This window comes from uncultured Enterovirga sp. (genome assembly GCF_964242715.1).
Taxonomy (GTDB): domain Bacteria; phylum Pseudomonadota; class Alphaproteobacteria; order Rhizobiales; family Beijerinckiaceae; genus Enterovirga.
The window spans coordinates 14,873-37,340 of record NZ_CAXTAZ010000049.1; the positions used below are offsets into that span (position 1 = coordinate 14,873).

At 68.8% G+C, this 22,468-nt stretch carries 19 protein-coding genes and 1 pseudogene; 13 read left to right on the top strand and 7 right to left on the bottom strand.

Translation table 11 applies throughout. The features are described from left to right. Nucleotides 1-145 precede the first annotated feature (145 nt). The 5 genes from ACFE87_RS19805 to ACFE87_RS19825 all read left to right on the top strand — a co-directional run bounded on the left by ACFE87_RS19805 (nucleotide 146) and on the right by ACFE87_RS19825 (nucleotide 4,332). Entirely contained in the window at nucleotides 146-1,558 is a 1,413-nt protein-coding gene (locus ACFE87_RS19805) for a deoxyribodipyrimidine photo-lyase (protein WP_375461398.1), read from the top strand. After that, nucleotides 1,555-1,974: a DUF4174 domain-containing protein gene (locus tag ACFE87_RS19810; protein ID WP_375461381.1), complete on the top strand. Its 420-nt coding sequence runs from the start codon at nucleotides 1,555-1,557 to the stop codon at nucleotides 1,972-1,974. The genes ACFE87_RS19805 and ACFE87_RS19810 overlap by 4 nt, the downstream gene beginning before the upstream one ends. Continuing rightward, nucleotides 1,971-2,804, top strand: a complete 834-nt coding sequence (locus ACFE87_RS19815) for a polyphosphate kinase 2 family protein (RefSeq protein WP_375461382.1) — start codon at nucleotides 1,971-1,973, stop codon at nucleotides 2,802-2,804. The genes ACFE87_RS19810 and ACFE87_RS19815 overlap by 4 nt, the downstream gene beginning before the upstream one ends. A gap of 58 nt (nucleotides 2,805-2,862) precedes the next feature. Then, nucleotides 2,863-3,414 (top strand): NUDIX domain-containing protein, encoded by a 552-nt coding sequence (locus ACFE87_RS19820; RefSeq protein ID WP_375461399.1) that lies wholly within the window; start codon nucleotides 2,863-2,865, stop codon nucleotides 3,412-3,414. Between the two features lie 417 nt (nucleotides 3,415-3,831). Continuing rightward, the gene (locus ACFE87_RS19825; protein WP_375461383.1) at nucleotides 3,832-4,332 is read left to right on the top strand and encodes a lytic transglycosylase domain-containing protein; all 501 of its coding nucleotides are present in this window, start codon (nucleotides 3,832-3,834) and stop codon (nucleotides 4,330-4,332) included. 43 nt (nucleotides 4,333-4,375) lie between these two features. Here ACFE87_RS19825 and ACFE87_RS19830 read toward each other — a convergent pair whose 3' ends face one another. Continuing rightward, on the bottom strand, nucleotides 4,376-5,404 hold the full coding sequence (locus tag ACFE87_RS19830; RefSeq protein WP_375461384.1) for a histone deacetylase family protein: 1,029 nt from the start codon (nucleotides 5,402-5,404) through the stop codon (nucleotides 4,376-4,378). A gap of 186 nt (nucleotides 5,405-5,590) precedes the next feature. On the opposite strand from ACFE87_RS19830, the gene ACFE87_RS19835 reads away from it, so the two are divergent. The 4 genes from ACFE87_RS19835 (at nucleotide 5,591) to ACFE87_RS19850 (ending at nucleotide 9,173) form a co-directional block, all read left to right on the top strand. Then, nucleotides 5,591-6,568 (top strand): MBL fold metallo-hydrolase, encoded by a 978-nt coding sequence (locus tag ACFE87_RS19835; RefSeq protein ID WP_375461385.1) that lies wholly within the window; start codon nucleotides 5,591-5,593, stop codon nucleotides 6,566-6,568. 135 nt (nucleotides 6,569-6,703) lie between these two features. Continuing rightward, nucleotides 6,704-7,636, top strand: a complete 933-nt coding sequence (locus ACFE87_RS19840; protein WP_375461386.1) for a DMT family transporter — start codon at nucleotides 6,704-6,706, stop codon at nucleotides 7,634-7,636. A gap of 28 nt (nucleotides 7,637-7,664) precedes the next feature. After that, on the top strand, nucleotides 7,665-8,465 hold the full coding sequence (gene thiD, locus ACFE87_RS19845; protein WP_375461387.1) for a bifunctional hydroxymethylpyrimidine kinase/phosphomethylpyrimidine kinase: 801 nt from the start codon (nucleotides 7,665-7,667) through the stop codon (nucleotides 8,463-8,465). Nucleotides 8,466-8,555: 90 nt separating this feature from the next. Then, nucleotides 8,556-9,173 (top strand): helix-turn-helix domain-containing protein, encoded by a 618-nt coding sequence (locus tag ACFE87_RS19850; protein WP_375461388.1) that lies wholly within the window; start codon nucleotides 8,556-8,558, stop codon nucleotides 9,171-9,173. A 115-nt stretch (nucleotides 9,174-9,288) separates the two neighbouring features. Here the strand turns inward: ACFE87_RS19850 and ACFE87_RS19855 are convergent, their stop codons facing one another. The 6 genes from ACFE87_RS19855 to ACFE87_RS19880 all read right to left on the bottom strand — a co-directional run bounded on the left by ACFE87_RS19855 (nucleotide 9,289) and on the right by ACFE87_RS19880 (nucleotide 17,714). Next, nucleotides 9,289-10,035: a cytochrome b/b6 domain-containing protein gene (locus tag ACFE87_RS19855; protein WP_375461389.1), complete on the bottom strand. Its 747-nt coding sequence runs from the start codon at nucleotides 10,033-10,035 to the stop codon at nucleotides 9,289-9,291. A gap of 7 nt (nucleotides 10,036-10,042) precedes the next feature. Then, nucleotides 10,043-10,489 (bottom strand): c-type cytochrome, encoded by a 447-nt coding sequence (locus ACFE87_RS19860; protein ID WP_375461390.1) that lies wholly within the window; start codon nucleotides 10,487-10,489, stop codon nucleotides 10,043-10,045. A gap of 92 nt (nucleotides 10,490-10,581) precedes the next feature. Then, the gene (locus ACFE87_RS19865; protein ID WP_375461391.1) at nucleotides 10,582-12,903 is read right to left on the bottom strand and encodes a xanthine dehydrogenase family protein molybdopterin-binding subunit; all 2,322 of its coding nucleotides are present in this window, start codon (nucleotides 12,901-12,903) and stop codon (nucleotides 10,582-10,584) included. 49 nt (nucleotides 12,904-12,952) lie between these two features. Continuing rightward, the gene (locus tag ACFE87_RS19870) at nucleotides 12,953-16,150 is read right to left on the bottom strand and encodes an efflux RND transporter permease subunit (protein WP_375461392.1); all 3,198 of its coding nucleotides are present in this window, start codon (nucleotides 16,148-16,150) and stop codon (nucleotides 12,953-12,955) included. 16 nt (nucleotides 16,151-16,166) lie between these two features. Beyond that, nucleotides 16,167-17,306 carry an efflux RND transporter periplasmic adaptor subunit gene (locus ACFE87_RS19875; protein WP_375461393.1) on the bottom strand — a complete coding sequence of 380 codons (1,140 nt, stop codon included), beginning with the start codon at nucleotides 17,304-17,306 and terminating at the stop codon, nucleotides 16,167-16,169. Nucleotides 17,307-17,375: 69 nt separating this feature from the next. Next, a complete protein-coding gene (locus ACFE87_RS19880) occupies nucleotides 17,376-17,714 on the bottom strand; it encodes a rhodanese-like domain-containing protein (RefSeq protein ID WP_375461394.1) in 339 nt (112 codons plus the stop codon). 210 nt (nucleotides 17,715-17,924) lie between these two features. Between ACFE87_RS19880 and ACFE87_RS19885 the strand changes: the two genes are divergently transcribed. The 4 genes and pseudogenes from ACFE87_RS19885 to ACFE87_RS19900 form a co-directional block, all read left to right on the top strand. Further along, complete coding sequence (locus tag ACFE87_RS19885; RefSeq protein WP_375461395.1) at nucleotides 17,925-18,191, top strand: DUF551 domain-containing protein; 267 nt, start codon at nucleotides 17,925-17,927, stop codon at nucleotides 18,189-18,191. Between the two features lie 135 nt (nucleotides 18,192-18,326). Further along, a complete protein-coding gene (locus ACFE87_RS19890) occupies nucleotides 18,327-19,166 on the top strand; it encodes an FAD binding domain-containing protein (protein ID WP_375461396.1) in 840 nt (279 codons plus the stop codon). A gap of 1 nt (nucleotide 19,167) precedes the next feature. Continuing rightward, entirely contained in the window at nucleotides 19,168-22,080 is a 2,913-nt protein-coding gene (locus tag ACFE87_RS19895) for a molybdopterin-dependent oxidoreductase (RefSeq protein ID WP_375461397.1), read from the top strand. Nucleotides 22,081-22,133: 53 nt separating this feature from the next. Then, a pseudogene (locus ACFE87_RS19900) lies at nucleotides 22,134-22,468 on the top strand (6-hydroxynicotinate reductase); the annotation flags it as partial.

The window sequence follows — 22,468 nt, forward strand, 5'->3', positions numbered from 1 at the left end:
TGGCCAGAGCCGGCGCGCCGGCCCGTATCACGCTCCCGCGAGGTTGCAGCCGCCTGAGTTGACGCGCCGCATCGCCGACCCGCCTGTGTCGCGCCGCCTGGAGCCACGCGTGACCGAAACGAACCGAATCAAGATCCTCAAGGACATGCCGCCCCGCGAGGGCGGCCGCTACGTGCTGTATTGGATGCAGCAGGCGATGCGGGCGGAGGGCAATGCCGCCCTCGACCATGCGGTCGAACTCGCGAACGGCCTCGGCCTGCCGGTGGTGGTCTCCTTCGGGCTGACCGGGGCCCGCAGCCTCCCCTACCCCGAGGCCAACGCCCGGCATTATGCCTTTCTCCTCGAAGGGCTCGCCGACGTCGCGGCGTCGCTGGAGCGGCGCGGCATCGCTTTCGTCATTCGGGCGGGCGCGCCGGACGAGGTCTCGACCACCCTTTCCGAACAGGCCGCGATCCTCGTCTGCGACCGCGGATATCTCCGGCCACAGCGCGAGTGGCACGCGAAAGCAGTCGAGCGTGTGACCTGCCGGATGGTGCGGGTCGAAACCGACGCCGTCGTGCCGCTCGACGTCGTCTCGACCAAGCATGAATTCGCGGCCCGGACGATCCGGCCGAAGATCGAACGGCTCATCGACAACTACCTCGTCGAGCACCCCTCCCCGTCTCTCCACCACAAGGCCACGGGGCTCGACCTCTCCTCCGACGTCGACCTTTCGGATCCCCGCAAGACGGTCGCGTCGCTCAAGGTCGACCAGGGCGTCGGGCCGGTCGCGCGCTTCCGCGGCGGGCTCACGGCCGCCCGGGCACAGCTCGCGGCCTTCCTGGCCGGCGGTTTCGACGGCTATGCCGAGATGCGAAACCGGCCCGAGCGGCAAGCCGTCTCGCATCTGAGCCCGTATTTCCATTTCGGCCAGATCTCGCCGATCGAGGTCGCGCTCGCCGTGCGGAGCGCCGGCGAAGGCGGGTTCGACGACCGGAAATCCTATCTCGAAGAAGCGATCGTCCGGCGCGAGCTCTCCTTCAACCACGTCCTCTACGCCCCCGGCTACGACCGCTACGATGAGGCCGTCCCCGACTGGGCCAGGAAGACGTTGGACGAGCATCGGGGCGACCCGCGGCCGCGCCTCTACGGGCGAACCCAGTTGGAGGCCGGCGAGACGCATGACGTCGCCTGGAACGCCGCCATGCGGGAGATGCGCGAGACGGGCTACATGCATAACCGCCTGCGGATGTATTGGGGCAAGAAGATCCTGGAATGGTCGCAGACGCCGGAGGAGGCCTTTGCCACCACGCTCGCGATCAACAACCGCTATTTCGTCGATGGCCGCGACGCGAATTCCTTCACCAATGTCGCCTGGCTGTTCGGGCTCCACGACCGGCCCTGGTTCCGCCGGCCGATTTTCGGCACGGTGCGCTACATGGGCGAGAACACGCTGAAGAAGTTCGACCTTCCGGCCTATGTCGCGTCCGTGGACGCGCTCGCGCATGCTGAAGGCGCTGCGCTGGAACATGCCGGACGCGCCCGTGTTGAGCGCCATCGAGGAGACATGGCCCCGTGACACCCGCCTCTCTCGCTCTCCTGGCCGCGAGCGCCGCCCTGACCTCCCCCGCGGCAGCGGACGGGCTCGATCTGCTCGCCTGGAGCTCGCGAGCCCTCGTCGTCGTCGCCCCGTCCGCAAGCGACCCCCGGCTCGCCGAGCAGACGCGCCTCTACGCCGCTGCCGCACGCGGCGCCCGCGAGCGCGACCTCGTGCTCGTGGAGGGCGTGGGCCGGGACGCCGCCGCCGAGGGTCTCAGGCGGCGGTTCGGCGTCGCACCCGATGCCTTCGTTGCGATCCTGGTCGGGAAGGATGGCGGCGCGAAACTTCGGTCCGCCGCACCCATCCCGGCCGAGAGGCTTTTCGCGGAGATCGACCAGATGCCGATGCGACAGGACGAGATGCGCCGCGGCGTGCGCTCCGGAGCGGGGCGTTGACGCTCCCGGGTCGGGGCCGCTCCCGCGATCTCGGGCGGCATTTCATCGTCAAGCCGCGCAGCAAGGTCGATCTCGGCGCCTACGATCCCGCGGATACCTCCCATGTCGGAGACAAGGAGGCCGCGAAGGAACAGCTGAAGGAGAATTCCGAGGCGATCGACGCGCTCCAGGAGCGCCTCTTCGCTGAGCGAAAGCGCGCGCTCCTCGTCATCCTCCAGGGCATCGACACGAGCGGAAAGGACGGCACCGTCCGGGGCGTCTTCGGGAGCACGGCGCCGCTCGGCGTCTTCGTGACGGCTTTCGGGGCGCCGAGCGCCGAAGACCTGTCCCACGACTTTCTCTGGCGGATCCACAAGGCCTGCCCAGCCCGGGGCACGATCGGCATCTTCAACCGGTCGCAATACGAGGACGTCCTGATCGGCAAGGTTCGAAAGCTCGCACCTCCGGCCGTGATCGAGCATCGCTACGACCAGATCAACGCCTTCGAAGATCTGATCTCGTCCTCGACCCGGATCGTGAAGTTCATGCTGCACATTTCCAAGGACGAGCAGAAGGAGCGATTGCAGGCACGCCTCGACGACCCCGACAAGCACTGGAAGTTCAACCCGGGCGATCTTGCTGATCGGAAACTCTGGGACGAGTACATGAAGGCGTACGAGACGATCCTGTCGCGCTGCTCGACCCAGGGGGCGCCCTGGTACGTCATCCCGTCCGACAAGAAATGGGCCCGCAACGCGGCCATCTCGGCCATCGTCAGGCGCACGCTGGAGGACATGGATCCGCGCTATCCGAAGCCGGATTGGGAGCCCGCGGATTTCAAGGTCGAGTGAGGCCGTGACTCACCCGAGAATCGATCAGGTCGACGTCGCCTACCAAGGCTGGGGCCGGATGCTGAAGGTCCGCGTGGCCCTCCCGGACGGCTCGACGCTGACGCGTGAGGTCGAGGATCACGGCGACGCTGCCGCGGTCCTCGCCTACGATCCGGAACGCCGGGTCGCCCTGATGGCGCGGCAGCTTCGTGCACCGATGCTGCTGGCGGCCGGCGAGCCGGACGTGCTCGAGGTCGTCGCGGGTCTCCTCGACGGGGACGAACCGGAGCAATGCGCGCGGCGGGAGGCCGAAGAGGAGGTCGGGCTCCGGCTCGGGCCGCTCGAGAAGGTCGTCGTGCTGAACACCATGCCGGGCATCTCGACCGAACGGATCCACCTCTTCCTGGCCGCCTACGCGGCGTCCGATCGGGTCGGCGCGGGCGGGGGTCTTGCGGGCGAAAGCGAGAACATCACGGTCGAGGAGCATGCGCTCGCCGATCTCGCCGTGATGGCCGACGACGGCAGGCTGCCGGACGCGAAGACGATGCTGCTGATCCAGACCCTGCGTCTGCGTCGGCCCGAGCTGTTCGAGACCCGAGAGCGTGTCGGTTCGGCCACACAGGATGCGTGATCCCCGGCCGCGACAAGGGCGCGCCTCTCTCCAGCCCCATTTCGCCGGGACCAAGGTCCTTCCCGCGTTCAAGGACCTTTCATGATTTTTCGTTTCGCGCTGGTTGGATCCGTGGTCGCCGGCTTTGCCGTGTCAGCTCAGGCGCTGGACAGGCCTCCGGTCCCGGCACCGGCGGAAGCGAGCCAAGCCAAGGCCGAGCCCGTTGCTCCCGCCCGTCGGTTTCGGAGAGCGTCAGTTCCGCCGAGCAAAGCTGCGCCGACGCTACCGCCTTCGAGGCCCGAGGGACTTGGTGCGGCGTCCGCCGCGGCCGCCCCGGCGCCGGACGCCGCGCCTGCTGCCCAGCCCGTGAGCCTGTTCGGGGCGCTCTTCGGCGGGCTCTCGGCCCCGGCAGCCATCTCGCCTGCCGAAGCGGCCGCGATGTCGTCGGGCCGTCCTCAACTCGACGCCTTGATCCGGCAGCACGCCAAACTGAACGGCGTGCCCGAATCGCTGGTGCATCGAATCGTCATCCGCGAGAGCCGCTACAATCCGCGCGCGGTCGGACGCGGCGGTGCCATGGGCCTGATGCAGATCAAGACGGCGACGGCGCGCGGCATGGGTTACCAGGGCGATTCGGCCGGCCTGCTCGATGCCGAGACGAACATCACCTACGCGGTGAAATACCTGGCCGGGGCCTACCGAACAGCCGGCGGCAATCACGACCGCGCCGTCTCCAACTACGCGCGCGGCTATTACTACGAAGCCCGCCGCCAAGGACTCGCGGCCGCCACCACGGTCATGGGCGAGGATCGCCCGGCCCGTCGCTGGAGCCGTCGCCGGGGAACGCGCGTGGCGGACAATCAGGACGCGGCCGCTCCTGCGGCTCAGGCCGCCCCGGCACAGACGCTGTCCTATGTCGGCACGAGCAGCCCACGCTGACAAATCGCGGCTGGTAGCGGGCGCCGTCGCCGGCGTCGCGTCTTCAGCCTTTCGCCGCCTCGAAGGCCGACAGGAAAGCTGCGAGGTTCCGGGGTAAGGCCTCGCAGAGGTAACCGCCCTCCTGAACCAGCAGGGTCGGGAAGGGTGCGGCCGCGATGATCTCGGCGGCCCGTGAAAAACCGTCCGTGGTCACCTTGAACGCGCCGATCGGATCATTGGCCGAGGCATCGAAACCGAGCGCCACGACCAGCGCCGCGGGCCGGTGCGCGCCCGCAGCCTCGACCCCGGCCGACACGGCCTCGAGCCAAGCCTCGTCGCCACTGCCCTCCGGCAGGACGAGGTTGCGGTTCGCGCCCTCGCCTTCCTCGCCTCCGGTCTCGTCGGCATAGCCGGCGTAGAAGGGGAAGTAGTTGGACGGATCGGCATGGACGGAGACGGTCAGGATGTCGGGCCGGCGCCAGAAGATGCCCTGCGTGCCGTTGCCGTGATGGACGTCGATGTCGAGGATCGCGACCCGGCCGCCCGTCTGCGCGCGCAGCCGCTCAGCCGCGATCGCCGTATTGTTCAGGAAGCAGAAGCCGCCGGCCGAATCGGCATAGGCGTGATGACCGGGCGGGCGGCAGAGCGCGTAGGCCGAGCCGCGCCGCAGGGCCGCGTCCGCTGCCCCGATCGCCGCCTGGGCGCTCCCCTGGATAGACTCCCAGGTTCCGGCCCGGACGGGAGTCGAGGTGTCGGCCATGTAGAGGCCGAGCTGGCCCAGGAGCCCGGCGGGGCGGCGCATCATCTGCGGCCGGGCGAAATGGCCGGTCAGGATCTCCTCGCCGATTCCGGGAAGCTCGCCTTTCCGGGACCAGATCGTGGAGAGGAGCTCTAGGTAGCCCGCATCGTGCACCGCGAGGATCGGCGCGAGCCCTTCGTCTCCCGTCGCCACGATCTCATGCCCGGCCGCCTCGGCGGCCCGCAGCAGGATGGCGTAGCGGCTGGCCTGTTCGGGGTGCTCGACGACCTGGCCGCGCCGGAAATAACCGACGGGATCGTGTCGCGACGAAGCCGGGGAATGGACGACGAGCATGAGCGGGCGGGTCTCGCGGAAAGGTGTGGGGACACCGTGCCCGGATCGTGCAGGCGCGCAAGGGCTCGGCTCGCTCATCGTGAAGGCTGCAGTGTCGGGCTGCCGGAATAGCGTCTAGGGTCGCGTCGTCATCCACGCGCCGCCCCGGCGGACAGGTCGCCTCCGGCGGCCTCCAGGAGATCGTCCATGTTCACACGACGCACCATGATCGCGGCCGGGCCGGCCGTTGCAGCCTCGGCCGGATTGGCCCAGGCTCAGAGCCCCACGCCAGCCCCGGCTGCCGCGACGGCCGCCGCCGGTCAGGCTCCCGGCTTCTATCGCTACAAGGTCGGCGACGCCGAGGTGACCGCCGTCAACGAGGGCTTTTTCAGCCGGCCGCTCGACGGATTCGTCCGCAACGCCGAACTCGCCGACGTGAAGAAGGCGGCGACGGACGCCTTCCTGCCGGATACGGCGCTGCCGATCCCCTTCACGACCTCCGTCGTCAAGCTGGGCGGCAAGACGATCCTGATCGATACGGGATTCGGCGATAACGGGCCGCCGACTTCGGGCCGCTGGATGGCGAATTTCCGCGCCGCCGGCTTCGACCCGGCCAAGGTGGATGCCGTCGTCATCAGCCATTTCCACGCCGACCATATCAGCGGCCTCCGCCTCAAGGACGGCACGGCCCAGTTTCCGAATGCCGAGGTCATGGTGCCGGAGGCGGAATGGGCCTTCTGGATGGACGATGCCAAGATGGCCGCCGCACCCGACGCCGCGAAGCCCGCCTTCGCGAATGTGCGCCGCGTATTCGGGCCGATCGCCAAAGACGTGAAGCGCTACGATGCCGGCAAGGAGATCATGCCGGGCCTGACCTCCGTCGCCGCTTATGGGCATACGCCCGGGCACACGGCGCACATGCTGTCGTCCGGCGGCAAGAACCTGATGCTGGTCGCCGACATCGCGAACCACCCGGCCCTGTTCGTCCGGAACCCGACCTGGTCGGCCGTCTTCGACCAGATCCCGGACATGGCACGCGATACCCGCATCAAGATGCTCGACATGGCTGCGTCCGAGCGGGCGCAGGTGGTGTTCTACCATGCGCCCTTCCCGGCGACCGGGCACATCGCCAAGGAAGGGGCGGGCTTCCGCTTCGTTCCCGTCCAGTGGACGCCGGCCGTCTAGGGGTCGCACTCTCACTTACCCTGTGCCCTCTCCCCGCCGGGGAGAGGGCCTGCGGGTCCGCCCTGCGTCGGCGGGCCTTGATCTCGCGGCCGAACGCGCGTCTGGAGAACCGCTCCCCTCTCCCGGCTCCGCCCTTTGAATCCCCTCGCCGGCATCGCGCTGAAGACCCTCTCGGCGCTCGCCTTCACCTTCATGTCGGCCGGCATCAAGTGGTTGGCGGAAGCTTATCCGACCGGCCAGATCGTCTTCTTCCGCTCTGCCTTCGCGCTCGTGCCCCTCTGCCTGTGGCTGAGCTGGCAAGGCGGCGTCATCGCCTCGGTCAGGACCTCCGATCTCCGGGGCCACATCCTGCGCGGCTTCATCTCGACGGCCGGCATGGCGGCCGGGTTCCTCGCCCTCGCCTACCTGCCGCTCTCGGACGCGATCGCCGTCGGCTACGCCTCTCCCCTGATCACCGTGGCGCTCGCCGCGCTCGTCCTCGGCGAGGTCGTGCGGATCTATCGCTGGTCCGCGGTCGCGCTCGGCTTTGTCGGCGTCCTGACCATGCTCTATCCGAGCCTCGGAGCCGGCCTGTCGGCGGGCGGCAGCCTCGGTGGGGGAACGGCGATCGGCGCTGCAGCCGCGCTCTTCGCCGCCTGCTGTTCGGCCGCGGCCACGATCCAGGTCCGGCGGCTGACGAAGACCGAGCGCACCGGAGCGATCGTGCTCTACTTCACGCTGATCTCGACCGCGCTCGGGCTCGTGACCCTCGCCTTCGGCTGGCGCATGCCGGGCGGCGCCGACTTGGCGATCCTGGTCGCGGTCGGAATCCTGGGCGGGATCGGGCAGATCCTGCTGACGCAGAGTTTCCGCTTCGCCGACGCCTCCGTGATCGCGCCCTTCGACTACACGACGATGATCTGGGCGCTCCCGATCGGATGGCTCCTGTTCGACCAGCTGCCCGATCGTTACGTGCTGACCGGCGGCCTCATCGTGGCCGGGGCCGGACTGTTCGTGATCTGGCGCGAGCGCCGTCTCGGCCTCGTCCGGGCGCGGCATGTCGAGACCGGAGCGCAGAAATCGGTATGACCCGTCAAGTCGCATCCGGGAGTTCGGAATGACGCTCGTCGCGCTCACCATCGCGGGATCCGATTCGAGCGGAGGGGCCGGGATCCAGGCCGATCTCAAGACCTTCTCGGCGCTCGGGATCTATGGCGCCAGCGTGCTGACGGCCCTGACGGCCCAGAATACGGTCGGCGTGCAGGCCGTCCACGACGTGCCGCCGGATTTCGTCACGGCCCAGATCGACAGCGTGTTCGGAGACTTGGACGTCGCCGCGGTGAAGATCGGCATGCTGTCCCGCCCGACAACGATCGAGGCGGTCGCGGCCGGGCTCGTTCGGCACGGCGCCCGGAACGTCGTCCTCGACCCGGTGATGGTCGCGACCAGCGGGGTCCGGCTCATCTCAGACGATGCCGTCGAGGTTCTGCGCCGGCGCCTGATGCCGCTCGCCGATCTCGTCACCCCGAACCTGCCGGAGGCCGCGGCGCTCCTGGGAGAGACCGGGATGGCGGCGAGCGAGGACGAAGTCGTCGAGCAGGGCCGTCGGCTCCTGGCGCTCGGCGCCCGCGCCATCCTCTTGAAGGGGGGGCACGGGACCGGGCCGGAGAGCGTCGATCTTCTCGTCCGTCCCTCGGGCGTTCAGCGCTTCTCGGCGCCGCGTCACGCGACCCGGAACACGCACGGCACCGGCTGCACGCTCTCGTCCGCGATCGCGGCCGGTCTTGCTCACGGCGCGACGCTGGATACCGCGGTCGCGGAGGCCAAGGCCTATCTCACCGCCTCCCTCGTCGCGGCCGACCGGCTGCAGATCGGCGCTGGGTCCGGTCCCGTGCATCACTTCCACGCATGGTGGTAGCCCGGCCCGGGGCCGCCCGACTTCTTGATCTTTGCGCCGGGAGGCCGTTTCGTGCCGGAGGTCGGTCCCGCTGGGCCACGAGGGAGCGGAATGGCGGTCGAGGGACGTGAACGGGTGCGGGAGCTGGAGGCTGGCGCGCAGGTGCTGTCCGGCCAACTCGGCAAGACGATCCAGCGGCTGCGCAAGGCCTACAACCTGTCGCTCTCCGAACTCGCCGAGCAATCCGGCGTGGCGAAGTCGATCATCAGCCAGATCGAGCGCAACGAGACGAACCCGACGCTCGCCACGATCTGGCGGCTGAGCCAGGCGCTCGACGTCTCGATCGAGCGCGTGCTGGCGAGCGCCGACGACGAGCCCTTCATCGAGAAGTCGAGCCGCGGCGACACCCCGGTCCTCCTCTCGGATGACGGCCGCGTCCGGCTCGCCATCACGGGCTGGATCAAGACCGTCGAGTGGCTGCAATGGTACGACGTCAGCGCGGAGCCGGGCGGCATTCTGGAATCCGAGGCGCATCAGCGCGGCTCGGTCGAATGCCTGTCCGTCCGGACCGGATCGTTCGAGGTCGAGATCGGCGGCGCCGTCCAGCGCGCTCGCGCCGGCGAGACCCTCCGCTATCGCTGCGACCGCCCGCACATCGTGCGCTGCGTCGGCCCAGACCTCGGCGAGGCGTCGATGGTCGTCATCCTGAAGGCCGCCGTGATGGAGTGAGACGCTTCGTCCTTCGCGGGCGCGATCCGTTCGTCATTGCGAGCGCAGCGAAACCACCCAGGAGTCCGCGCGCGCTGGCACGCTCTCGCAGTGCCGACGGGGGAGCGTCGCGCTGTCAGAACGGCAGCTTGCCCCCGAACAGCCTCACGCTCCCGAACACGATGGCCGCCGCCGCGAGAAAGCACAGACCGGCCCGGAGCCAGGTCGCCGAGGCGGGGCGCATCTCCGGTTCGTCGGCATAGTCCAGGGCGGGCTTCCGGCCCGTCACCATGCCGGTGATCAGCGGGTCGTATTTGGCGAACTGGTACCAGAGGTTGACCAGAACGTGCACGACGGCGAAGCCCATCAGCACGTAGAAGCCGAGATGGTGCCAGCGTGAGAACGCCCGTTGGACCGGGGTCGGGTCGCCGAAATCGAGATTGGCGAAGGGCCCGCCGACGAGGCCGTTATTGTCGACGGTGAAGAGCCCGGCGATCCCCTGCGAGGCCGCGATCGCGAGGAGGGCGATGATCATCCATGACCCGAGCGGGTTGTGCCCGAGGAACTTGCGGCTCCGGCCCCGAAGGAGGCCGGCGCCGTGCGAGAGCGCCGTCCAGGGCCAGACGACCCAATGCGAGAAGCGCGACGTCGAGGAACCGACAAAGCCCCAGATCAGCCGGAAGACGAGCAGGATGAGGATCCCGTAGCCGTTCAAGATATGCCACGGCATCCCGGCGTCGCCCTGCAGGTAGGTCAGCCAGGCATTGAGGACGAGAAGGACCAGCGACCATTTGAACAGGCGCGTCGGCCCGTCCCAGGCCCGGACGCTCCGGACCTCGCCATTCTGCGTACCGCCGGCCGCCCCTGCGGCCTCCGCGCTCACCGGACCGTCAGGCCTTGATGCGGTAGGTATTGTGGCAGGAGCCGCAGGCCTTCGTCACCGTCCCGAACGAGGCCTGGAAGGTCGGCAGGTCCTTCGTCGCATCCGCCGCCTTTCTGATGTCGGCCGCCCATTCGTCGAACCGGGCCCGGAACTCGGCCTGGCTCTCCCAGATCTTCGGGCTCGCGGTCGTCTCGCCGCCGGTCTTCGAGGTTTCGGGAAATTGCGTGTGGGCCGTGTCGGCGGCCATCGCGTAGATCTTCAGGATCTCCTGCGCCTTGGCGAGGTCGAAGGGGATCTCGGCCTTGGCCATCTGCGAACCGGTCCGGGTCGCGGCGCCGACACCCTTCATGACGCCGCGGCGGGCGGCGATCGGATCGGTCTGCGCCGCGACGATGCCGGCGAGAAGACAGGTGGTGACGCCGGCAAGCGCGAGCGTGCGAAAGTGTCGGTTCATGCAAAGCCTCGCCATGGATGCGGCCGCCTGAGCGGCAACCGGGATCTTACCCGAGGCGAGACGAAGTGTCGCTTCGAATTATTCCAACCTGACTATTCGGCCGCGATGGAAAGCGGCGGCACCTGCCGGATAGCGGCCCGGATGGCGTCGGGGGTCGCCGGCATGTCGATGTGGCGGATGCCGTAGCCGTGCCGGAGAGCATCCACCACGGCATTCATCACCGCCGGGCAGGAGCCGATCGCGCCCGCCTCGCCGGCGCCCTTCATGCCGAGGGCATTCGTGGTGGAAGGGACGTTCCGGGTCTCGAACCGGATGTCCGGGATATCGGCCGCGCGGGGCAGGCGGTAGTCCATGAAGGAGGCCGTCACGAGCTGGCCCGACGTATCGTAGACTGTCCGCTCGTGCAGCGCCTGCCCGATCCCCTGGGCGATGCCGCCGTGGACCTGCCCGGCGAGAAGGAGCGGGTTCAACGTGACCCCGAAATCGTCGACGACGACGTAGCTCTTCACCTCGACCTCGCCGAGGTCGGGATCGAACTCCACCTCGCAGACATGCGTGCCGTTCGGATAGGTGGCCTCGGGCGGCGTCCAGGTGTCGTCCGCTTCGAGCTTCTCGGGCGTGGAGCCCGCGGATGCCGCGAGGTCACTGAAGGAGGCAGACCTGTCGGTGCCGACGACCCGGACGGCGCCGTCGACGATCTCGAGATCCGCGATCCCGGCTTCGAGGGCATCCGAGGCGAGAAGCTTCAGCTGCTCGGCGAGCCGCTTCGAGGCGCCCGTGACGGAGGCGCCGCCGACCGGGATCGAACGAGAGCCGCCGGTGCCGCCGCCGGTGCGGATCGCCGAGGTGTCGCCCTGGACGACGCGGATTCGCTCGGGCGGGAGGTCGAGTTCCTGGCCGACGAGCTGGGCGTAGGCGGTCTCGTGCCCCTGTCCCGAGGATTGCGTGCCGATCAGCACCGTGACGCCGCCATCCGCGTCGAGCCGAACGAGGGCGCGTTCGCCCCCTCCCCCGGCGCAGGCTTCGACATAGGTCGCGAGCCCGATGCCGCGATGGCAGCCCCGCCGGGCGGCCTCGTCGCGCCGGGCCGGAAAGCCGGCCCAATCCGCGCGCTCCTGCGCGAGCCGCATCGTGCCCGCGAAATCGCCCGTGTCGTAGACCTTCCCGGTCGCGGTCCGGTAGGGCATCTGCCCCGGCTGGATGAAGTTCAGCGCGCGGAGCGCCTGCGGGTCCATGCCGATCTCGGTCGCCGCGTATTCCACCAGCCGCTCGATCAGGTAGGCGGCCTCCGGGCGCCCGGCCCCCCGATAGGCATCCACCGGCAACGTGTGGGTGTAATAACCCCGGATCCGAACATGGACGGCCGGGATGTGATAGACGCCCGGCGCCATCTCGGCCCCGAGGGTCGGGATGTAGGGCGCGTAGGCGGACAGGTATCCGCCCATATCGGCCTTGAGGTCGATCCGGAGCCCGAGGAAGCGCCCTTCGGCGTCGAGGGCGAGTTCTGCCGTCACGAGATTGTCGCGGCCCTGGGCGTCGGCCACGAAATGCTCGCTCCGGTCCGACGTCCAGCGCACCGGGGCGCCCGTGCGCTCGGCCGCGATGCAGCAGAGCGGGTATTCCCGGAACATGAAGAGCTTGGTCCCGAACCCGCCGCCGACGTCGGGCGTGAGGACCCGAACCCGTTCGGGATCGACCTTGAGGATGGCGCCGGCAAGCACGTCCCGGATGCCGTGCGCGCCCTGGCTTCCGAGCGTCAGGGTCCAGCCTTGGGAGCCCGGATCGTACTCGCCGATACAGGCCCGCGCCTCCATGTAGTTCGTGACGAGGCGATTGTTGACGAGGCCGAGCGAGACCGTCCGGTCGGCCCGGGCGAAAGCCGCCGCCGCGGCGGCGCTGTCCCCGAGTTCCGTGTCGAAGGCGACGTTGTCGGCGACCTCGGGCCAAACGGCGCCGGCCGCGCCGGATTCGGCGCCCGTGATGCCGACGACGGCATGCTCAGGCTCCCATTGCACCGGAATGGAATCCGCCGCATCGCGCGCCTGCGCCGGGGTGTCGGCCACCACGAAGGCGACCGCGTCCCCGACATGCCGGACCACCCCGTCCGCCAGCAGCGGATAGGCTGGCAGCGTCATCGTCGAACCGTCGGAATGCTTGGCAGGCGCCCCGCAGGGCAGGTCGCCGTATCCGGAGACGTCCGCATGGACGAGGACCAGCCGGACGCCCGGCATGGCGCGAACGGGCGCGAGGTCCCCGACCTCGAACCGGGCATGGGCATGCGGGCTCCGCATCAAGGCGGCGTAGCGGCAGCCCTCCGGCAGAATGTCGTCGGTATATCGCCCTTGGCCTGTGACGAGACGCGGGTCCTCCGTCCGACGGGCAGGCTGGCCGATACCGAACTTCGTGGGACGCATCAGGGGCTCCGGAGAGGGCGGGCGAGACTTGCCTCTCGCCCGCCGGACGTCAAATCGCGTGTTCGGGAGCCCCCGCCGCTGGCGCCGCGGGCGGCTGCTTTCGCGGCCGGCTGAACCGCAGCGTCAGCGCCCGGATCGTGACGTAGAAGACGGGCGTCAGGAAGAGGCCGAACACCGTCGCGCCGAGCATGCCGAAGAAGACCGCGGTGCCGAGCGCCTGGCGCATCTCGGCGCCCGGTCCGGTCGCGATGACGAGCGGCACGACGCCCAGGATGAAGGCGAAGGCCGTCATCAGGATCGGGCGGAGCCGGAGGCGCGCCGCCTCGACCACGGCCTCGACCGGGTTCTTGCCGTCGCGATCCTCCATCTGCTTGGCGAATTCCACGATTAGGATCGCGTTCTTGGCCGCGAGGCCGATCAGGACGACCAGACCGATCTGGGTCAGGATGTTGTTGTCCTGCCCCCGCAGCACGACGCCGCCCAGCGCCGCCAGCACGCCCGTCGGCACGACCAGGATGATCGCGAGCGGCAAGGACCAGCTCTCGTATTGCGCCGCGAGGACGAGGAAGACGAAGAGAACGCCGAGCGCGAAGACGAAGATCGCCGTGTTGCCGACTGCCCGCTCCTGGTAGGCGAGTTCGGTCCACTCGTATCCCTGCCCATCGGGGAGCCGCGAGGCCAGTTTCTCCATTTCGGAGAGGCCGATCCCCGACGAGATGCCGCGCGCGGTGTCACCCTGGATCGGGACGGCCGTGTACATGTTGTAGCGCTGGACGAGGTCCGAACCGGCGGTGTCGCGGATGTCGACGAGCGAGCCGAGGGGCACCAGAGCCCCGGTCGAGGAGCGCACCTTCAGGCGCAGGATGCTGTCCCGCTCGACGCGAAAGCGCTCGTCCGCTTGAATTCGAACCTGATAGACCTTCCCGAAGACGTTGAAATCGTTCACATAGGCCCCGCCGAGATTGACCTGCAGCGTGTTGAAGATGTTGGCCAGCGGCACGTCCAGCATGCGGGCCTTGGTGCGATCGATGTCGAGGAAGATCTGGGGCGTGTTGTTGCCGAAGGTGGTGAAGACGCGCGTCAGATTCGGGTTCTGGTTCGCCTGCCCGATGATCTCGCGGGCGGAGGCGAGGAGCGCACCGAGGCCCGCCCCGATCCGGTCCTGGAGCATCAGCTTGAAACCGCCGGCATTGCCGAGGCCCTGAACGGGGGGCGGCGGCAGGGCGAAGATCGTGGCTTCCTGGATGACGGAGAGCTTGCCGATGACCTGGCCGGCGAGCGCCGCCGCGGTCAGGTTCGGCGAATTCCGCTCTTCGAACGGCTTCAATGGCAGGAACATGACCCCGCCATTGGTCGAGTTCGTGAAGGTGGCGCCGTTGAAGCCCGCGATCGCGATGACGTTCGCGATGCCAGGGATCTCGCGGATGATGTCCTCCGCCCGCCGCATCACGGCGTCGGTCCGGGTCAGCGAGGCGCCGTCCGGAAGCTGGATCACGGCGATCAGGTAGCCCTTGTCCTGGGCCGGGATGAAGCCGGTCGGCGTCGTGCGGGCAAGGAAGATCGTCCCGGCGATGACGGCACCGTAGACGGCCAGCATCAGAAGCAGCCAGACCGTTCGGCCGACGAGCGCCTGGACGACCCGCGAATAGCCGCGGGCCGTCGCGTCGAAAGCGCGGTTGAAGCCGTTCGCGAGGGCAGCACCCCACCGGGCAATGAAGAATCTCGGCCGATGGTGCGCTTCGCGATGCGGCTGCAGCAGCAGGGCGCAGAGAGCTGGCGACAGAGTCAGCGAGTTTGCCGCCGAGATGATCGTCGCGGCCGCGATCGTGAGCGCGAACTGCCGGTAGAACTGTCCGGAAATCCCCGGGATGAAGGCCGTCGGCACGAACACAGCCGAGAGGACGAGCCCGATCGCGATCACGGCGCCGCCGACCTCGTCCATGGTGATGTGAGCCGCTTCGCGCGGGGACTTGCCCTCCGCGATGTTGCGCTCGACATTCTCGACGACCACGATCGCGTCGTCGACGACGATGCCGATCGCGAGGACGAGGCCGAACAGGGTCAGGTTGTTCAGCGAGAAGCCGAAGGCGCTCATCAGCGCGAAGGTGCCGATCAGCGAGACCGGGATCGCGACGATCGGGATCAGCGCCGTGCGCCAGCTCTGCAGGAAGACCAGGATGACGATGACGACGAGGATCACCGCTTCGAACAGGGTCTTGTAGACCTCGCTGACGGATTCCGAGATGAAGAGGGTCGGATTGTAGGCGATGCGGTATTCGAGGCCCTTCGGGAATTGGGCCTGGAGCTGCTTCATCTTCGCGATCACGGCTTCCGAGGCACCGATGGCGTTGGTGCCGGGCCGCTGGAAGACCCCGATGCCGATCGCCGGCTTGCCGTCGAGATAGGAGTTCGTGGTGTAGTCACGCGCACCGAGTTCGACCCGGGCGATGTCCCGAAGGCGGACGAGCCGGCCGCCGACCGACTTCACGATCACGTCCTGGAACTGGCCGACGCTCTCGAACCGCCCCTGCGTCTGAACGGTCAGCTGGAAGGCGCTATCCTTCGGAGAGGGCGGGCCGCCGAGCGCGCCGCCGGCGACCTGCACGTTCTGCTCCTGCAACGCCGCGGTCACGTCGGTGGTGGAGAGGCCGTAGGTTGCGAGCTTGTTCGGGTCGAGCCAAACCCGCAGCGAATATTCGCGCGCGCCGAACACGGTCACGTCGCCGACGCCTTCGAGGCGCAACAGCTCGTCGCGAACACGGATCAGCGTGTAGTTCGAGATGTAGAGCTGGTCGAAGCTGTCGTCCGGCGACAGCATGTGAACCACGAGCAGGAAGTCGGACGAGGCCTTGCGCGTGGTCACGCCGAGATTGCGGACTTCGAGCGGCAATCGCGGCGTGGCGGTCGCGACGCGGTTCTGAACGAGCACGTTCGCCTGATCGAGATTGGTGCCGGGCTGAAACGTGATCGTCAGCGTCATGTTGCCGTCGCTGGTCGAATACGACGACATGTAGAGCATGCCTTCGACGCCGTTGATCTCCTGCTCGATCGGATTGGCGACGGTGGCCGCGACCGTCTCGGCATTGGCACCCGGATAGGAGGCCCGCACCGTGATCGTCGGCGGCGCGATCTCGGGATATTGCGCGACCGGGAGGCGCGTGTAGGCGACGTAGCCCACGAGCACGAGCAGGACCGACAAGACCGATGCAAAGATCGGCCGGTCGACGAAGAAGTGGGCAAATCTCATGGTGTGAGCTGGCGCCTCAAGAACGCGTCTGCGGCAGGTCCTGCCGCTGCGCCGTCACTTTCGCGCCCGCCCGGACCCGCTGGAGACCGGCGATGACGATCGTCTCGTCACCGGTCAGTCCCGTGCGGATCAGCCGATAGCCGTCGATCTTCGGGCCCGGCCGGACGACCTTCTGGGCCACTGTGCCGTCCTCGGCCACCGTCCAGACGATCCGGCGGTCCTGGTCGGTGCCGATCGCCTCGTCGGGCACGAGCACGCCGCGATAGGGCTGAGAACCCGCGATCCGGATCTGGCCGAACAGCCCCGGCACCAGGAACAGATCGGCATTCTGCACGACGGCGCGGGCCCGGATGGTCCCGCTCGCGGCATCGATCCGGTTGTCGAGGAAGTCGAGCCGGGCCGGCCGCTTGGGCTGGCGCTCGTCGGTCACCCCGACCTGTGCGGCGTAGTCCGCGTCGCGTCCGGCCTGACGCTCGAGGAGCAGCGTGCGCGAATAGGCCAGGTAGGACCGCTCGTCGATGTCGAAATAGAAGTAGATCGGATCGAGCGTGACGATGCTGGTCAGCGTCGTGTCGTTCGCGTTCACGAGGTTGCCCTCGGAGATCAGCTTCCGTCCGATACGCCCGGCGATCGGCGACCGGATCTCGGTGAAATCGTAGTTCAGCTGGGCATTGCGGAGCGCGGCATTGGAGTTGTCGAGGTCGGCCCGACTGCTGGTCGCCGACTGCCGGCGCTGGTCGACGAGCTGCTCGGCGATGTTGCCGGTGCGCTGGAGCGAGACCGCACGGTCGAGGTCGGCCTGGGCGAAGGTCAGTCTCGACTGCGCGGAGACGACGGTCGCCTCCGCCTGATCGAGCGCTGCCTTGTACGGGCGTCGGTCGATCACGAAGAGGATGTCCCCCTTCTTCACGATCGCACCATCGATGAAGGCGACCTTTTCGAGATAACCCGAGACCCGAGCCCGGATCTCGACGGAATCGGCTGCCTCGAACCGCCCGGTGAAGTCGTCATACTCGACGACGTCCTTCACGATGGGTTTTGCGACCGTCACGGCCGGAGGTGGCCCGCCCGGGGCCTGAGCCAAAGCCGGGCCAAGCCCCAAGGGAACCATACCCGAGGCAAGAAAGAGCCCGAGGGCCATCAGTCGTCGCATCATCTGCCCACCATCACTGCTCAAGTATGTTGCGGTGCGGCACAAGTCAGGTGCGCTGGCGCACACAGGCTGTCACGCCGGTCCAGGCACCACAGCCTCTCCGGCGGCCACCCAGCCCTTGTAGCCGCCGACGTAATGTTCGTGGCAATCGAGCCCGGCCCTGCGGCACGCCTCCACGGCGACGCGCGACCGTATGCCGGCCGCGCAGGAAAACACGATGCGCCTGCCGTCCCCGACTGGAAGCGAGGACGGATCGAATTGCGACAGCGGCATCACGATCGATCCCGGGATGATGCCGGCCGCGACCTCATGTGGCTCCCGGACGTCAACCAGCGCGATCGTGCCGGCCTGCAAGCCGCTCCGAACCTCGTCGGTTTCGAGGTCGCGGATGGCTGACCCGTGTTGCATCATGTCGTGAACCTCGGATGACCTCAACCGAGGCCCGGACCGTGTGCAGCTCGATCTTGAGACGCGCTTCTACCGCGAAGGACGCCGTCTCGCCATGGCGACCCGTGCGAAGTCTCGCCGGACCGCGGTCCAACAGCCTTTGTCGGCCCTTGCTGCACCGCGTCCAATGCCCATTTGAGGGCGGCCCTTCATCAACAAGGACCGATCGGACCGATGAGCGAGACTGCCACTGCCTCCTGGCAGACGATCGAATCCGCTCCCAAGGACACGGAGGTTCTCGTCTTCACAAAACCGTGGGGGCCCATCATCGCGACCTACAGCGAGGAATTCGAGACCTGGCTGTCCCGCATGCAGGTGCCTGTCTCGATCCGCGAGGATGGCGAGTTGCCGACCCATTGGCAGCCTCTTCCGGCGCCCCCGGACGGCGCGGACGACGCCGACGAGGTCAGCGAGCAGAAGCCGTCGCAGGCCGCCGCCTAGACCTGCTGAACGAACGGGCTCGGCTGCCCTCTATTCAGCCCATGTGACGCTTGACAGTCCCGGAGCACCGGACAGATTGTTGGTACACTAACGATCTCCGGGGCGAACAGTCCGGGAGGCTGCCGACGGTGAGCCATGTATCTGCGGCCGAGAACGGTAGGTGAAGCCTGCGCCGCCCTGTCCGAACGGCCCGCCGCCGTGATGCTGTCCGGCGGCACGGACGTCTTCCCTGCCTGGGGCGAGAAGCCGCGACCGGACTATATCCTCGACCTGTCCCTGCTGGCCGATCTCGCCGCGATCCGGATCGAGCCGGATCACGTGTCGATCGGTGCCCGCGCGACCTGGAGCGCCCTGTGCAAAGCCGAGCTCCCGGCCTGTTTCGACGCCCTCAAGCAGGCGGCCCGGGAAGTCGGGTCGATCCAGATCCAGAATGTCGCGACGCTCGGCGGCAATCTCTGCAATGCCTCTCCGGCCGCCGACGGCGTGCCGCCGCTGCTGGTGCTCGACGCCGAGGTCGAACTCGTCTCCGTGGCCGGGGCGCGGCGGCTGCCGCTTTCGGACTTCCTCCTCGGAAACCGACGGACGACGCGCCGCCCGGACGAGATGCTGACCCGCATCCTCGTGCCGCGTACCATCGACGACGGCCGCACCGCCTTCCTGAAGCTCGGCGCCCGGCGCTACCTCGTCATCTCGATCGTGATGGTGGCGGCCGTGGTCTCGCTCGAGAATGGCCGCGTGCGGGAAGCCCGGGTCGCGATCGGCTCCTGCTCCGCCGTGGCATGCCGTCTGCCTAGCCTCGAAGCGGCTCTCATCGGCCGGCAGGCAGCCGGGGGGCTCGGGCGCCATGTCGAGGCCGAGCACCTCCTGCCGCTCACGCCCATCGACGATGTCCGGGCTTCGGCTGCGTATCGCGTGGAAGCGGCCCACGAACTGGTCTGCCGCGCGCTCGACGCCTGCTGCGATCCAGGAGCCTGATGTGACCGGCGGCATCGCGGTCACGGTCAACGGTCGAGAGGCGCGCCTCCGGTCGCATCCGGCGACCCGCATGTCGGCGGTGCTGCGGGACGAACTGGGGCTCCTCGGAACCAAGGTCGGATGCGACGCCGGCGATTGCGGCGCCTGTACGATCCTGCTCGACGAGGAGCCGGTCTGCGCCTGCCTCTGCGCCGTCGCCCAGACGGAAGGACGTAACGTCGTCACGATCGAGGGCCTGAGCGAAAGCGGCGGCATGGCGGGACCTCTCCAGGCAGCCTTCCTCCGTCACGGCGCCGCGCAATGCGGCTTCTGCAGCCCGGGCATGATCGTCGCCGCGACCGCCCTTCTCGCGCGACGACCCGAGCCCGACGAGAGCGAGGTCCGGGACGCCATCGGCGGCATCCTGTGCCGCTGCACGGGCTACCGGAAGATCGTCGCCGCCATCCTCGACGCGTCACCCAGCGTCGCTGCACGGCGTCCGCCCATCGGCTCTGCCATCGGCGCGCGGGTCGAGCGGCTGGACGGCACGAGGAAGGTCGAGGGCTGCGACATCTTCGGGGCGGATTCCGCGCCGACGGACGCCCTGCTGCTTCGAGTCGTGCGCAGCCCCTTCCACCGCGCGAGCTTCGCTCTCGGCGACATGACGGCCTATCTCGGCGCGCATTCCGGGCTCGCCGCGATCCTGACCGCTGCCGACGTGCCCGGACGGAACCGCTTCGGCGTGATCCCGTCCTTCGTCGACCAGCCCGTCTTCGCCGAGCGTGAGACCCGCTTCCGGGGCGAGGCCGTGGCCGCGATCGTCGGCGAGGCGGACGCGGTGGCGGCGCTGGACCTCGCAACCTTTCCCGTCAGCTGGACGGAGCTCCCGGCGCTGACCACGACCGACGCCGCTCTCGGGGACGGGGCGAACCTCCTGCATGAGGGAAGGGCCGGCAACATTCTCGTCCGCGGTCGGGTGGTGCGAGGGGATGTGGAGGCGGCGCTTGCCGGGGCGGAGGTGACGGCGGAAGGCCTGTTCGAAGCGGGCTTCGTCGAGCATGCGCCGATCGAGCCCGAGGCCGGATTCGCCCGCCGCGTGGGCGACCGGATCGAGATCCAGGCCTGCACCCAGGCGCCCTACATGGACCGCGACGACGTCGCGGCGATCCTTGGTATCGATCACGATCAGGTCCGGATCGTCCCGACCGCCGTCGGCGGCGGCTTCGGGACGAAGCTCGACCTGTCGGTGCAGCCCTTCCTGGCCGTCGCGGCCTGGCGGCTCGGTGGACGCCCGGTCCGGATGACCTACAGCCGCACCGAATCGATGATGACGACGACGAAGCGCCACCCGGCCTCGATCCGCATCCGGGCCGGCGCCAACCGGCACGGCCGGCTCGTCGCCCTCGACGTCGCGGCCGATTTCAACACCGGGGCCTATGCATCCTGGGGGCCGACGGTCGCCAATCGCGTCCCCGTCCACGCCTCCGGACCCTATCTCGTGCCGCATTACCGGGCGCTGAGCCGGGCCATCCACACCCACCTCGTCCCGGCCGGCGCCTTCCGGGGTTTCGGGGTGCCGCAGGCCGCGATCGCGCAGGAGCAAATCTTCGACGAACTCGCCGAGCGCCTCGGCCTGGACGCGCTCGACTTCCGCATCCTGAACGCGCTCCGGCCGGAGGACCCGACCGTCACCGGCCAGGTCATGGGCGAAGGCGTCGGCATCCGGGCCTGCCTGGAGGCGCTCCGCCCGCATTGGATACGGGCGCGGGCGGACGCGGAGGTGTCCAATGGGCGGGCGGCGGCCCACCTGCGCCGCGGCGTGGGCGTCGCCGGGATGTGGTATGGCTGCGGCAACACCTCGATGTCGAACCCGTCGACGATGCGGATCGGGGTCACGGCGGCGGGCCGGATCATGCTGCACCAGGGCGCGGTCGATATCGGTCAGGGCTCGAACACCGTGATTGCCCAGATCGCGGCCGACGCGATCGGCGCGCCGCTCGACGCGATCGACCTCGTTTCCGGCGATACCGACCTCTCGCCCGATTGTGGCAAGACCTCCGCGTCCCGGCAGACCTTCATCTCCGGCAAGGCTGCCGAACTCGCCGGCCGCGCGCTCCGGCGCGACATCCTCCGCCTCGCCAATGCCGGCGAGGACGCAAGGCTCGCCTTCGCGGACGGCGCGATCCGGGTCGATGACGGCGACCATCAGGCCGTGCTGCGCCTCGCCGAACTCCCGACCGACGCGCGCGGCTACGCGCTCTCTGCCGAAGAGAGCTTCGATCCGCCGACGACCCCGCTCGATCCCGACGGCCAGGGCTCGCCCTACGCCGTCTACGGTTTCGGGGCGCATCTCGCCGAGATCGAGGTCGACACGGCGCTCGGCACGGTGCGCGTGCTGAAGATCACGGCCGCCCACGATGTCGGACGCGCCATCAACCCGACCTTGCTCGAGGGCCAGATCGAGGGCGGCATCGCCCAGGGGCTCGGCCTCGCCCTGATGGAGGAATTCCATCCCGGACGGGGCGAGAACCTGCACGACTACCTCATCCCGACGGTCGGCGACGTGCCGCCGATCGAGACGATCCTGATCGAGGACCCGTCCTGGGTCGGGCCGTCCGGCGCCAAGGGCATCGGCGAACAGGCCCTCATCCCGACCGCCCCCGCGATCCTGAACGCCATCCATCACGCGACGGGGGTGCGCCTTCGGCGGGTGCCGGCGACGCCGGACCGGGTGATGGCGGCGTTGAGGGCGCACGGGGGTGTCTCCTCGCCCGCAGGGGGAGGGGGACCGCGCGAAGCGTGGTGGAGGGGGCCAGGCGCGAAACCGGCAGCCGATGGCCCCCTCCACCATGCTGCCGGCTTTGCCGGACAGCATGGTCCTCCTCCCCCTACGGAGGAGGAGACGCCTGACTGCTCCGTCGAGGCGGCTCCGTGACCGCCCTCCCCGCCCCTTCCGACGACCGCATCCGCTGCGATGCCTGCCCGGTGATGTGCTTCATCCGCCCGGGCCAGGCCGGCGCCTGCGATCGCTACGCGAACCAGGCCGGAGAGCTGATCCGGGTCGATCCGCATGTCGTGCTCGAGCGCACGATCGCAGGCAACGGTGCCGTCGTGCCATTCGCGGAAAGCGGGCGGGACTGGGACGGGCGGGTGGTCGGGGAGGAGCCCGTCTTCGTGACGGCGATCGGGGCCGGCACGACCTATCCGGACTACAAGCCGGCGCCCTTCATCGTGTCGTCCGAGGTCGACGGCGTCGACATGGTCACGGTCGTGACCGAGGGCATCTTCAGCTATTGCGGCGTCAAGGTGAAGATCGACACCGA